This is a genomic window from Synechococcus lacustris str. Tous, from assembly GCF_003011125.1.
Classification (GTDB): Bacteria; Cyanobacteriota; Cyanobacteriia; order PCC-6307; family Cyanobiaceae; genus Synechococcus_D; species Synechococcus_D lacustris.
Genome location: NZ_PXVC01000002.1, coordinates 36,991 through 49,721 on the forward strand (window position 1 = coordinate 36,991; position 12,731 = coordinate 49,721).

The 12,731-nt window shown below is 50.5% G+C and carries 12 protein-coding genes, 2 tRNA genes and 3 rRNA genes; 8 read left to right on the forward strand and 9 right to left on the reverse strand.

Annotated elements, in window-relative coordinates:
- Positions 1 to 2: 2 nt before the first annotated feature.
- Entirely contained in the window at positions 3 to 1,061 is a 1,059-nt protein-coding gene (locus C7K08_RS00970; RefSeq protein WP_106498784.1) for a trypsin-like peptidase domain-containing protein, read from the reverse strand.
- Between C7K08_RS00970 and C7K08_RS00975 the strand changes: the two genes are divergently transcribed.
- Entirely contained in the window at positions 1,060 to 1,338 is a 279-nt protein-coding gene (locus tag C7K08_RS00975) for a DUF2973 domain-containing protein (RefSeq protein ID WP_106498785.1), read from the forward strand. The genes C7K08_RS00970 and C7K08_RS00975 overlap by 2 nt on opposite strands.
- A gap of 44 nt (positions 1,339 to 1,382) precedes the next feature.
- On the forward strand, positions 1,383 to 1,766 hold the full coding sequence (locus C7K08_RS00980; RefSeq protein ID WP_106498820.1) for a hypothetical protein: 384 nt from the start codon (positions 1,383 to 1,385) through the stop codon (positions 1,764 to 1,766).
- A 166-nt stretch (positions 1,767 to 1,932) separates the two neighbouring features.
- Here C7K08_RS00980 and C7K08_RS00985 read toward each other — a convergent pair whose 3' ends face one another.
- Positions 1,933 to 2,229 carry a SemiSWEET transporter gene (locus C7K08_RS00985; RefSeq protein ID WP_106498786.1) on the reverse strand — a complete coding sequence of 99 codons (297 nt, stop codon included), beginning with the start codon at positions 2,227 to 2,229 and terminating at the stop codon, positions 1,933 to 1,935.
- Between the two features lie 144 nt (positions 2,230 to 2,373).
- On the opposite strand from C7K08_RS00985, the gene C7K08_RS00990 reads away from it, so the two are divergent.
- The 5 genes from C7K08_RS00990 to C7K08_RS01010 all read left to right on the forward strand — a co-directional run bounded on the left by C7K08_RS00990 (position 2,374) and on the right by C7K08_RS01010 (position 4,639).
- Positions 2,374 to 2,517, forward strand: coding sequence for a chlorophyll a/b-binding protein (locus C7K08_RS00990; protein WP_106498787.1), 144 nt, complete (start codon positions 2,374 to 2,376; stop codon positions 2,515 to 2,517).
- A gap of 113 nt (positions 2,518 to 2,630) precedes the next feature.
- Positions 2,631 to 2,804: a hypothetical protein gene (locus C7K08_RS15935; RefSeq protein WP_162842878.1), complete on the forward strand. Its 174-nt coding sequence runs from the start codon at positions 2,631 to 2,633 to the stop codon at positions 2,802 to 2,804.
- Complete coding sequence (xseA, locus tag C7K08_RS01000; RefSeq protein ID WP_106498789.1) at positions 2,804 to 3,946, forward strand: exodeoxyribonuclease VII large subunit; 1,143 nt, start codon at positions 2,804 to 2,806, stop codon at positions 3,944 to 3,946. The genes C7K08_RS15935 and xseA overlap by 1 nt, the downstream gene beginning before the upstream one ends.
- Entirely contained in the window at positions 3,943 to 4,188 is a 246-nt protein-coding gene (gene xseB / locus C7K08_RS01005) for an exodeoxyribonuclease VII small subunit (RefSeq protein WP_106498790.1), read from the forward strand. Before xseA ends, xseB begins: the two co-directional genes overlap by 4 nt.
- On the forward strand, positions 4,181 to 4,639 hold the full coding sequence (locus C7K08_RS01010; protein ID WP_106498791.1) for a DUF2834 domain-containing protein: 459 nt from the start codon (positions 4,181 to 4,183) through the stop codon (positions 4,637 to 4,639). The genes xseB and C7K08_RS01010 overlap by 8 nt, the downstream gene beginning before the upstream one ends.
- Before the next feature lie 632 nt (positions 4,640 to 5,271).
- Here the strand turns inward: C7K08_RS01010 and C7K08_RS01020 are convergent.
- From C7K08_RS01020 to C7K08_RS01045, 6 genes are all read right to left on the reverse strand, one after another.
- Positions 5,272 to 6,201, reverse strand: a complete 930-nt coding sequence (locus C7K08_RS01020) for a YihY/virulence factor BrkB family protein (protein ID WP_106498793.1) — start codon at positions 6,199 to 6,201, stop codon at positions 5,272 to 5,274.
- Between the two features lie 72 nt (positions 6,202 to 6,273).
- A 5S ribosomal RNA gene (rrf, locus tag C7K08_RS01025) occupies positions 6,274 to 6,390 on the reverse strand.
- 157 nt (positions 6,391 to 6,547) lie between these two features.
- Positions 6,548 to 9,413, reverse strand: a 23S ribosomal RNA gene (locus tag C7K08_RS01030).
- 319 nt (positions 9,414 to 9,732) lie between these two features.
- Positions 9,733 to 9,805 (reverse strand) — tRNA-Ala (locus C7K08_RS01035).
- Between the two features lie 22 nt (positions 9,806 to 9,827).
- Positions 9,828 to 9,901, reverse strand: a tRNA-Ile gene (locus tag C7K08_RS01040).
- 214 nt (positions 9,902 to 10,115) lie between these two features.
- Positions 10,116 to 11,601 (reverse strand): 16S ribosomal RNA (locus C7K08_RS01045).
- The 16S, 23S and 5S rRNA genes sit together here with 2 tRNA genes alongside, the layout of an rRNA operon.
- 700 nt (positions 11,602 to 12,301) lie before the next feature.
- Here C7K08_RS01045 and C7K08_RS01050 point away from each other — a divergent pair.
- Positions 12,302 to 12,484 (forward strand): hypothetical protein, encoded by a 183-nt coding sequence (locus C7K08_RS01050; RefSeq protein ID WP_106498794.1) that lies wholly within the window; start codon positions 12,302 to 12,304, stop codon positions 12,482 to 12,484.
- A 13-nt stretch (positions 12,485 to 12,497) separates the two neighbouring features.
- Here the strand turns inward: C7K08_RS01050 and C7K08_RS01055 are convergent, their stop codons facing one another.
- Entirely contained in the window at positions 12,498 to 12,716 is a 219-nt protein-coding gene (locus C7K08_RS01055) for a CP12 domain-containing protein (RefSeq protein WP_106498821.1), read from the reverse strand.
- Positions 12,717 to 12,731: the final 15 nt, after the last annotated feature.

Here is a 12,731-nt window from a genome sequence, read left to right on the forward strand (position 1 = left end):
TTCTAAGGCTTAAGGCTTTGAGCCATTTCAAYTGGCACAAGGGAAAAGGAAATGGTTTTACCATCACGCTGAGCCTGCACCAGAAGYRGTTGCCCCACTCCTGTTGCCTCTACTGCTTTTAGGAATTGGGAAGGGTCTTTAATTACAAGCCCCGCTGCCTTCGTAATCAAATCACCGGTTTGCAAACCCGCTCGAGCCGCTGGCCCACCCGGCAGTAGCGAGGCAACCCTGGCGCCCCGTGGATCRGCTTGAAGCACTAAACCAACCATGGCATGGCTAGCCCTGCCGTTTTTAATGATTTGATCTGCAATATTTCGGGCCCGATTTATCGGTATGGAAAAGCCCAATCCAGCCCCTGGGCCAGAGCGAACCAGTGCATTTATTCCCACCACTTCACCATCGGCGTTCAGCAGCGGCCCCCCTGAATTACCTGGGTTTATTGCTGCGTCAGTTTGAATTAAATCAAGCCTTTTATCTGTAATTCCAAGTTTGCTGGCATTRCGATTTGTGCTGCTAATAATCCCYAACGTAACCGTGTTATCWAGTCCAAACGGATTACCAACGGCGATTGCCCAATCACCCACCTGCACMGCATCGGAATTACCAAGGGGGGCTACGGGCAACCGCGAACCTGAGCTAACCCTCACAACGGCAAGATCGGTGATCGGATCGCTACCAACAACGGCCCCCTCCAAGCTGCGGCCATCAACCAGCACCACCGTTACGCGGCTACTGCCATCAACCACATGGGCGTTGGTGAGGATCAAGCCTTCTGGTTGAAAAATAACCCCTGTCCCTTGGCCCCTTTCGGTGCGCTGGCTTGGCATACCAATGCCTGGCACTCCAAAAAATTGCCGAAACAATGGATCCATCAACAGCATTTGGGGCATTCGCCCTGGGTTGCTAGTTACGGTGCGCTCGGTGTCGATTCGAACCACCGCGGGGCCAGCCCGGCGCACGGCATCAGCCACAAACGAACTGCGRCTTTGGGCAAGGGCAGCGCCGGGGCCGGAAATTAATGCCGATAACGCCAGTATTAATAGGGGCTTAGCCAAGGTCATGCCGCAGTTGCAAACCAACTCCCATAATGGTTGTAATCARATTGGTAGCAAGGTGAATCAGCTTTTCCCATTGCTATACCTCRGCTGCATGGTTGTTCTTCTCTGGCAGGCCTTTCGCGTTATGGGCAAGGGCTTCATCAGCTCCCRGAAACAACCACAAATAACTATTCATCCTGAGATGCTTGATAAAAATGGCAATCTCACCACAGAAGAGCTGCTTACCGTGCGCTTCAGCGGAGATAACGAACCGCTTCGGGCCGACGATCGCGCAAGCTAGTAGAAACAGATAACCAAGAACCGATGCAAGCCGGAGCAACTCAGGTGGATCAGCGCACAAAAGTAGTGGCAGCCGTTCTTAAGGCGATAAAGCTACCGCCCAGATTTCGRCTGCACATGGTGAAAGACGACCCCGTGCGTTTAGAGCTAACCATTACCCCCGCCTACGGCAAAGATCCAATCTTGGTGGGCTTAGTGGAATCCCAAGATCTGGTAGCCAGAAGGGACAGGGAAGGKCGCATCCCCCGCGACCTGCAGGGCACMTGGGATTGGACCGTCCGCCACGGCAAGGTGTCTACGGGTGGCTGGAATCCTTACTTAAAGGAAGCCCTGCAAACAATGTTTGAAACAGGCCTTCCGGCGATTGTGTTTGAAGAAACCACCGGCGAGCCATATCACCCGGTGGATGGCGCCCGTCACGTTCGCTAAGCATTACGAGCAATTGAAACAGCCTGCAACGAACTAGGGACGCCGCAGCAAATTGGGGCTAAAACGGAATGACCATGAACTTCGGTTTTTCTTYATGTTYYCCTCCATGTCCCTKGCGGGGCCATTTATTCGCTTACTTGCGGCCATGGGTTTTATCAGTTCAGCCCTACTGGCCCTGCTCATAACCCTTTCGGCTTAGGAGCAGCTGGGCCCTGATCTTGCGATCAAGGATTGCCGCCGTTGCAGGAAAGGTAATCAAATTGGCCACAAAAACAGGCCAATCGCGGTTCAGCCAGCCATAAATGCCCCAGCCCAGCACACCAAGRCTGAAAAGCAAATACATGCGCAGGGAAATCCCCCTGGTTTCATTGGTGCGCAACACCTTTAKTGCTTGGGGGAAGAAGCTGGCTGTGGTTAGGAGCGCGGAGCCATAACCCAAAAACTGCACGGCTCGATCTGTCATTTCGGGAACCGCAAGCAATTGTTAAGCGATAGTTCAGAACGGCGCCAATGTCAATTCCTGATATGCGCAAAAAGTGTTTCCGTGGATACTGTCAACTTTGCGCCAAGAAACGTTACAATTCACGCAGTTCACCCCTTYGCACCAATGTCCGACTCCCAGTCACGCTTCGGTTTTGTGAGCTTCGCTGAAACCTGGAATGGCCGTCTTGCCATGATGGGCTTCGTTATTGGCCTTGCTACAGAACTTCTAACCGGCCAAGGCATCCTGGCCCAAATCGGTTTAGGTTGATTCCCCGTAATCCAATTACGAATCAACATTTAAAAAGCWATTCCCCTAAGGGCCGCAAGGCCCTTTTTTAATGCGGGCAGCTAGATATGGTGATTGGGTTAATACAAGGTGCCATGGGGCTGTTCGTTCAAAACCGCCGTGATGGCTCAAGGATTCTCAGCAGTGCCATTGCAATTACCTTTGTGGGTCTTGTGCGCTGCAACACCACCTGGGGKCAGGTGGTGTTGGTATTAGGCAGCGCCGCCAGTGTTTGGTGTTGGCATTGTTACAAGCAACTGAAGCATTAATGGATCTACCCAGMTACTCCGTTCGTGAACTCAATGAAGCAATTGGGGTRCTGCTCGAACGTGCTTTTGCCCCCCGCTTTTTAATCGAAGCTGCAGTGCTGAAGCCTGTGCTCAAAAAGGGGCATCTTTGGTTCAGCCTTACGGATGGAGATGCCACGATCCAAGCGGTGGCATGGGCTTCCACTCTGCAACGCCTTAACTATTGCCCTGAAGATGGCGATGGGGTARTAGTTGTTGGCAAGTTGAATTTTTGGGTAGCAAGGGCCAACCTGAGTGTGCAGGTGCTCGATATCAGGCCCAGCCTCACTACGGTGCTGCGTCGATTTGAGGCTGTGAAAACGAAATTAACTGAGGAGGGCTTGCTTGCWCCCGAGCGCAAACGGGCGCTACCAGAATTTCCTAGTTGCATTGCCCTGCTCACGGCTGTGCCAAGTTCAGCCCTTGCCGATCTGCTGCGCACCGCCCAACAACGCTGGCCTGCGTGTGCCATCAGGGTAGTTGCCATACCTGTGCAAGGGGATCGGGAAGATGCAATCTGCGCTGTGTTTGAAAAACTTGAACAGCACTGGCAGCGGCTCGGAATTGAGGCATTGGTTTTGGCAAGGGGTGGCGGCAGCAGGGAGGATCTTGCCCTTTTTGACAGCGAAGCGTTAGCTCGCTGCCTAAGCCGGTGTCCGATTCCAACCATCACTGGAATCGGCCATGAAGAYGACATCACAGTTGCTGATTTAGTTGYTGATCAGCGGGCTGCAACACCCACTGCCGCCATCGTTGCCCTTTTGCCYGATCGAACCCATAAAGCCCAGCAGCTCCAACAGATGGGAATGCAATGGCGTTTGTATCCACAAAACCGCATGCTGAGATTATGGGAGGTACACCAGCAAAAAAAGCTAACCAAGCAATGCCAAAGCTTGATTGAGAGGCGTTTGGAGAAAAACCACTGGCAACTAAACAACCTGATCAACCTGCGGCAGGCGGTTTCCCCCCAGAGGCTTTTAAGCAGGGGCTATGCAATTCTCAAGGGAACAGATGGCAAGGTKATCCGCAGTGGAGAGGGGCTTAAAAGCGGCGACGCCTTAACAGCCCAATTAAGCGGTGGACAACTTGGGCTCACGGTAAAAAACTGGCTCAAACAACCATGAAAAAATCAAACCAGAAGCAACTCAGCTATGCCGAAGCGCAGGCTGCTTTAAATAAACTGATCGAAGCTTTGCAGAGCGAGCAAATCCCCCTGGAGGAGCTGCCGCAGCTCTATGCAGAGGCCCTGGAGCTAGAGAAGCACTGCCGGGGTGTGCTGGAGMAAGTTGTCCAAGACATCAAACAACTCGATCCCGATGGCTTTACAATCAGCGAGCTAACAAATCAGAATTACACCGATGGATAACAAATTAGCTCAAGATATAGATGTAAAAATAGATCTGGATACCGATGTAGTTATAAATACAACAAGTTCAARAACCAGCCCCCTAATTAATGGATCAAACCTAAGGCAAGTAATTTATTTTAGCCTCGCCTTAGCCGGGCTAGTGCTAACTCAGCAAGCGAATTGGCAATTCATCCAAACCTATGGAGGCTTTAAACTGGCTCAATTCGTAACGGATGCCGCGAGCAATGCGGCCGGCCAATCACTCAGCTGGGACCTAGCAATTGGTGCTACTGCAATTTTGATTTGGATGATTACAGAAAGCAAACGCATTGGGATGAAACACAGCCAATGGCCAATATTAATAAGTATTAGTGTTGCCTTTGCAGCTGGGGCACCCCTATTTCTTGCCCTGCGAGAAAGACACCTAAACAGAATAAAACAAGAAGAATCACTMGAAATCAATAGCTRAAAATCAATGAATAAATCAAAYAATATTCTTGATTTTCCAATAATTTCAGCAGCGCTGAAACGCGCCCAAAACCAAGGAGTGGCATGGGCAAAACAACTAAAACAAAAATACCCAAATAAATCACAGGATGAATTGAGCGAAACAGTAATCCAATCTGCGATGTGGCGAACAGCTGGCAGTGGAGCTGCATCAAGTATSGGCGGTGTAATTAGCCTTGCGGCGGGAGGGGGAGACCTCCTATATTTTTTATATGCTGAARTTGAATTAGCAGCAGCAATTTTATCAATTTTCGAATTCAATATTAGTGAAGAAAGYGAACAACCATTATTGCTTGCTGCTGTGTTGGGTTTAAGCGTTAATGAACTGCTGAGGCTTGTTGGTGGCAAGCTTGGTGAAAGAGCAATCAGCAGAGTATTAAGGCAAAAGGCACTAACAACTATCCTTAATAGAGGCGTGTGGAATATGGGCAGATTAATTCCACTCGGGGGGGCAATTTTAAGCGGGGGATTAAACGCCTTAATGATGCGCACAGCAGGTGTWGCACTAATTAAATTTGCGAAACGCCATCAACAACAACGGGGAAATTTTGAAACAATAGAAATCGCCGAAGTTATAGTATTGGACTAAGGAAGTTATGCTGTTGGATWKAAAGGCACATTTTTTGTAGACCTRGCCAGTGCAACGGTCCAGGCCATAGCAAAATAAAGAATCAAACCAAGTAACCACACCCAAAGGGTTAGCACAATTACCCCTCCCACCAAACCATAGGCAAAAAATCTGGAAGATAGCCAGATCAACAATCTCCCTAATAATGGGTTCAATAGGGTAAGTGGAGTTGCCACTAACACAGCACCAGACCAAAGCACCGCAAGGGGTGGTCGCCTGCGGGGCAAAAAACTAAGTAATACAATTATTCCCAAACATAAACCTAGCCAACTAAAAAATATTGAGGTGGCTGACCGTGCTGGAATTTGCCAAAATTCAGGCAACACTAAAGACCAACTGGCCAATGAAGACCAGATACTATGCCAAATCAACTTAAATGGTGTGGTGAGTTGATTRATTAATAACAAAAAAGAAAGCAATAATGCGCCAAATATTGCCTTTGACCGTTGCAGCAACAAATCMCTAAGGTGCCATTGCCAAGAATTACTAACTTGCGGCGAATCATGTAATCCCATCCAAAGGCGGTCATAACCACGCTGCAAAGAWAGGGTGGCATTACTAGCTGTTATCAATAGAGCYACTGCACCAACAACTCCAGCGGCCCTACCTTGCCGAATTAAGGTTTCTAAAATATCAGCAATTAATGCACTACTACCATCAGGTAAAACTTGTTCTGTAAAATCTATAATTTGCTTTAAGGCACCATCAGCCTGGCCAAATAACCTAGCTGCAATACCTAAACAAAGCAATAAAAATGGAAATATAGATTGAAGACTATGGAAAGCAAAGGCGGCACTTAGATCAACACAACCATGGCGATTCCACAAACGAATAACCAGTTTGGATTGCCTAATGRCAAGGCGTGAAAACTGCTTAAACATAGGAARCAAACCCATAAAAAAAGCCACCCGCTGTGGGGTGGCTAAGGAACAGATCTAAAKAGACCYATCTGATTTAAGGAAATTTTTACCTGGCATTGAGCTATTTTCGCGGGGGGCCACCCCCCAACTATCGTCGCCGCAGCAGCGTTTCACCTCCGAGTTCGAGATGGATCGGTGTGGTTCCACTGCGCCATGAACACCAGGATAGCTATTAGCTATTTCTAACTAATAACTTTCCCTCAAGGCTGAGCCCTGAGAACTGCATAGGTTAACAAAATCTAGTTTAACTAAAAACTAGAGRTAGCTCTGGAAACTTACATCTCAACCGAATTCAAACAATTCAGTATCTGCTGAGATTTTTATGGTCAAGCCCTCGGTCTATTAGTACTCCTCCGCTTCACGCATTACTGCGCTTCCACGTAGAGCCTATCAACGGGTGTTCTTCCCGTGACCTTACTGGCTTATGCCATGAGAACACTCATCTTGAGGTGGGCTTCCCACTTAGATGCTTTCAGCGGTTATCCACTCCGCACATGGCTACCCAGCGTTTACCGTTGGCACGATAACTGGTACACCAGAGGTGCGTTCCTCCCGGTCCTCTCGTACTAGGGAGAACTCCTCTCAATGTTCTTGCGCGTGCACCGGATATGGACCGAACTGTCTCACGACGTTCTGAACCCAGCTCGCGTACCGCTTTAATGGGCGAACAGCCCAACCCTTGGGACCKACTTCAGCCCCAGGTTGCGATGAGCCGACATCGAGGTGCCAAACCTCCCCGTCGATGTGRACTCTTGGGGGAGATMAGCCTGTTATCCCYAGRGTARCTTTTATCCGTTGAGCGAYGGCCCTTCCAYKCRGWACCRYCGGATCACTAARSCCGACTTTCGTCCCTGTTCGACTTGTTGGTCTCACAGTCAAGCTTGCTTCTGCTTTTGCACTCGTCGRMTGATTTCCAACCAGCCTGAGCAAACCTTTGCGCGCCTCCGTTACCTTTTAGGAGGCGACCGCCCCAGTCAAACTGCCCACCAGATAATGTCCTCTCCCCGGATAACGGGTGAAAGTTAGAATTCTAGCTCTGAAAGAGTGGTATCTCACCAGTGGCTCACATTAACCCGCAAGCTAATGATCAAAGCCTCCCACCTATCCTGCGCATTCAGAGCCCGAACACAATATCAAGCTACAGTAAAGCTTCATAGGGTCTTTCTGTCCAGGTGCACGTAGTCCGCATCTTCACAGACAATTCTATTTCGCCGAGCCTCTCTCCGAGACAGCGCCCAGATCGTTACGCCTTTCGTGCGGGTCGGAACTTACCCGACAAGGAATTTCGCTACCTTAGGACCGTTATAGTTACGGCCGCCGTTCACCGGGGCTTCAGTCGCTAGCTTCACTTACGTTGACCAGCTTCCTTAACCTTCCGGCACTGGGCAGGCGTCAGCCCCCATACATCGTCTTACGACTTAGCGGAGACCTGTGTTTTTGGTAAACAGTCGCCTGGGCCTCTTCACTGCGACCACCTTGCGGTGGCACCCCTTATCCCGAAGTTACGGGGCCATTTTGCCGAGTTCCTTAGAGAGAGTTACCTCGCGCCCCTCGGTATTCTCTACCACCCTACCTGTGTCGGTTTCGGGTACAGGCAAYCATGCCTTAACGGGTATAGGGCTTTTCTTGGAAGCATGACGTCATTCACTTCGCTCCCGTGGGAGCTCGTACTCACGCCTTAGCTCAGAGTGTTTTCACCACTCCTCAACGCCTCGAACGCTTGAACCGGTAACCAACATCCGGCTGAACTAGCCTTCTCCGTCCCCCTTCCCAAAACATGATCGGTACAGGAATGTTGACCTGTTGTCCATCGACTACGCCTTTCGGCCTCGCCTTAGGTCCYGACTWACCCTCCGAGGACGAGCCTACCGGAGGAACCCTTAGGGTTTCGGGGCATGGGATTCTCACCCATGTTTTCGCTACTCAAGCCGACATTCTCACTTCTATGCAGTCCACGCCCGCTCACGCTAACGCTTCGCCCCACATAGAACGCTCCCCTACCATAAATCCACAGCTTCGGTATACCGCTTAGCCCCGTTCATTTTCGGCGCAGGATCGCTCGACCAGTGAGCTATTACGCACTCCTTTGAGGATGGCTGCTTCTAGGCAAACCTCCTGGTTGTCTGGGCAACCCCACCTCCTTTATCACTCAGCGGTAATTTTGGGACCTTAGCTGGTGGTCTGGGCTGTTTCCCTCTCGACCATGGAGCTTATCCCCCACAGTCTGACTGCCTGGCTACACACAGGGTATTCAGAGTTCGTATCGATTTGGTACCGCTCTCGCAGCCCGCACCGAAACGGTGGCTTTACCCCCCTGCTGGAGCACCAGACGCTACGCCTCAACGTATTTCGGGGAGAACCAGCTAGCTCCGGGTTCGATTGGCATTTCACCCCTAACCACAGCTCATCCGCTGACTTTTCAACGTCAGTCGGTTCGGACCTCCACTTGGTATCACCCAAGCTTCATCCTGGCCATGGTTAGATCACCCGGGTTCGGGTCTATAAACACTGACTATCGCCCTATTCAGACTCGCTTTCGCTATGGCTCCACCATTCCCGGTTTAACCTGCCAGTGCCTATAAGTCGCCGGCTCATTCTTCAACAGGCACACGGTCATCCGATTAGTCGGACTCCCATTGCTTGTAAGCTCACGGTTTCATGTTCTATTTCACTCCCCTCCCGGGGTTCTTTTCACCTTTCCCTCGCGGTACTGTTGCGCTATCGGTCACACAGTAGTACTTAGCCTTACGAGGTGGTCCTCGCGGATTCACACGGAATTTCACGTGCTCCGTGCTACTCGGGATACAGCTAGGCCTAATCCATTTTCGGATACGGGGCTTTCACCCTCTATGGCGCGCCATTCAAGCGCTTCTCCTAACTTCATAGGTCCACGTTGCTGTCCCACAACCCCGATGTTCGAGAACATCGGTTTAGGCTTATCCCCGTTCGCTCGCCGCTACTTAGGGAGTCGTTTTTACTTTCCTTTCCTCCAGCTACTAAGATGTTTCAGTTCGCTGGGTTGGCTCGAGCTACCCTATGTATTCAGATAGCCGTTCTAGGGGTTGCCCCATTCGGAAATTCCCGGATCAAAGCGTGTTTCCAGCTCCCCGAGACTTATCGCAGGTAACCACGTCCTTCATCGCCTCTGTGTGCCAAGGTATCCACCGTGAGCCCTTTGTAACTTGACCATTTTATTATCTAACTAAATTAGTTTCACTCYCCTCGTGAAAGAAGAGTTTCCCCAATAAAGCTAGATCTCGGCTTTCTACAGAATTGKTTGATCCATTAGAAAATAAAGYAAACTTTCGTTTACAAWACSTTCTTCTGGRTCATCTGTTAGATGCTTATTTCCAGATTCACCTATGCAGTTGTCAAGGTTCTTTGCTGAACCCATTGCTGAGCCCAGCATCGTTTGAACTTCTCAAATAAGGCCAAAAYATGGACTTAATGATTGAAGAATCAAACGAGGCTGGTTTCACCATTACCTTCTAGATCACAAATGTTCGATGGAGGTTAGCGGACTCGAACCGCTGACATCCTGCTTGCAAAGCAGGCGCTCTACCAACTGAGCTAAACCCCCAATCATCCCTGGGGATGTTGAATGGGCCATCCTGGACTTGAACCAGGGACCTCACCCTTATCAGGGGTGCGCTCTAACCACCTGAGCTAATGGCCCAGGAACCCTTTCGGGCCCATCTCCATAGCTTAGCAGCTATGGGGTGTGACCTAGACAAGCTTAAGGACCGAGATAACCACATTAATAATTAAGTRAACTAAATAAWTAGATTACTTAAAATTAAAGGGTYATTGAGGTACCGATCGACCTAGAGATGAACAGTTAAATGGACCATACAAAATTGATGATCATCATTCAATGTTTAATATCCCTGTTAGGAGGTGATCCAGCCGCACCTTCCGGTACGGCTACCTTGTTACGACTTCACCCCAGTCATCAGCCCCACCTTCGGCATCCTCCTCCCTTGCGGGTTGAAGTAACGACTTCGGGCATGGCCAACTTCCATGGTGTGACGGGCGGTGTGTACAAGGCCCGGGAACGTATTCACCGCAGTATGCTGACCTGCGATTACTAGCGATTCCTCCTTCACGTAGGCGAGTTGCAGCCTACGATCTGAACTGAGCCACGGTTTATGGGATTTGCTAGCTCTCGCGAGTTTGCTGCCCTTTGTCCGTAGCATTGTAGTACGTGTGTAGCCCAGGACGTAAGGGGCATGATGACTTGACGTCATCCACACCTTCCTCCGGTTTGTCACCGGCGGTCTCTCTAGAGTGCCCAACTAAATGCTGGCAACTAAAGACGTGGGTTGCGCTCGTTGCGGGACTTAACCCAACATCTCACGACACGAGCTGACGACAGCCATGCACCACCTGTCTCTGCGCTCCCGAAGGCACCCTCCGGTTTCCCAGAGGTTCGCAGGATGTCAAGCCCTGGTAAGGTTCTTCGCGTTGCATCGAATTAAACCACATACTCCACCGCTTGTGCGGGCCCCCGTCAATTCCTTTGAGTTTCACACTTGCGTGCGTACTCCCCAGGCGGAACACTTAACGCGTTGGCTACGACACCGAGGGGGTCGATTCCCCCGACACCTAGTGTTCATCGTTTACGGCCAGGACTACAGGGGTATCTAATCCCTTTCGCTCCCCTGGCTTTCGTCCATGAGCGTCAGTTATGGCCCAGCAGAGCGCTTTCGCCACTGGTGTTCTTCCCGATATCTACGCATTTCACCGCTACACCGGGAATTCCCTCTGCCCCTACCACACTCGAGTCTTACAGTTTCCATCGCTGAAATGGAGTTGAGCTCCACGCTTTAACGACAGACTTGTAAAACCGCCTGCGGACGCTTTACGCCCAATAATTCCGGATAACGCTTGCCACTCCCGTATTACCGCGGCTGCTGGCACGGAATTAGCCGTGGCTTATTCATCAAGTACCGTCAGATCTTCTTCCTTGATAAAAGAGGTTTACAGCCCAGAGGCCTTCATCCCTCACGCGGCGTTGCTCCGTCAGGCTTGCGCCCATTGCGGAARATTCCCCACTGCTGCCTCCCGTAGGAGTCTGGGCCGTGTCTCAGTCCCAGTGTGGCTGATCATCCTCTCAGACCAGCTACTGATCAATGCCTTGGTAGGCCTTTACCCTACCAACTAGCTAATCAGACGCGAGCTCATCCTCAGGCGAAATTCATTTCACCTCTCGGCATATGGGGTATTAGCGGCCGTTTCCAGCCGTTATCCCCCTCCTGAGGGCAGATTCTCACGCGTTACTCACCCGTCCGCCACTAACCCGAAGGTTCGTTCGACTTGCATGTGTTAAGCACGCCGCCAGCGTTCATCCTGAGCCAGGATCAAACTCTCCGTTGTAAACACCCCCTATTGAATGGATCAGAACAAAAAGAACAATAAATACTTARTAGCTACAATARATCATAACTACTAAACAATATTGAACTTATTRGCTTTGATTTTTTCTCAAAGTGCTTAGCTCGACCCGCAACACTGTTTCAGTTGCAGTTCATAAGCTCTCTTCCTCTCGGAAGGTTCAGAAAAGTGCTATGYGTCGATTACACTCCTCAGTGCAATCCACAGCTCTCCGTGGAACTCAGTTCCGGTGCGTCCACTACCCAGCTTTACCTCAACTCGCAGTCGTGAGAACCGCAAATTGATCCTTAGATAGCTTTCGCTTGTTTCTTTTTGACGGGACCTCACACCTTTGTCGCATATCCGTTTCAATCACACGCCAGTTTTTGCTCTATTTCAAGTAGCAAAAATCAGCTTGCGATAAAAACGCGACAAAAGCGTCGGTTCCTTAAGCTTTTCGGTTGTCCAGGTGCGTCGCCCTTCGGCGACTTGTGAACAGTAACACGGGGCCGGGCGAACCGAGCTCCGAGAACTGCGCACCAATGAATCATATCCCACAGGAAGGCACTGTCAACAGGAAAGTGGCACATGCCACTTGAGAAAGGGCCATCGGTGGTTCGGGGAACCAGATTTAACAAGTGGCCGCGTTGCCCAGAATCGATCTGCTCGCCATAAATGGTGGGAGCTCTCTTGATTTGCTTTCGTGAAATTCTTCTGTTGCTTCGACCAAGAGGGCACCCTCATCGCCCGTTGCCAAACCATGGCAGACGTGGAGGTTTTGAAGAGCCTGGGCCGCCCCGTGGCAAAAGTTGTGGAAATGGAACCCGGAGAGGCCGTGGTTTGCCGTGTAACCGACACCCCGGCCTCCTACAACGAGGATGTTTGAAGCAGAAACCGCTTCAGTCGTCGTAGATGCGGCACTCAGCGGCTTCGGGATTGTTCTCGCAATACATCTCTAAGGATGTGGGGTCGTGGTCGTCTTCTGGGTGGTGATCTTTGAATTCCTTTAGGGATTCCAGCTCTTCCTCCAAGTGACGCACCATTGCTTCGTCTCCCTTGGCGCGAGCTTCAGCAATTTTGTCTTGGTCCTTGGCGATGTGCTCGTCGATGGACTTCATGATTTGGTTGGTCCT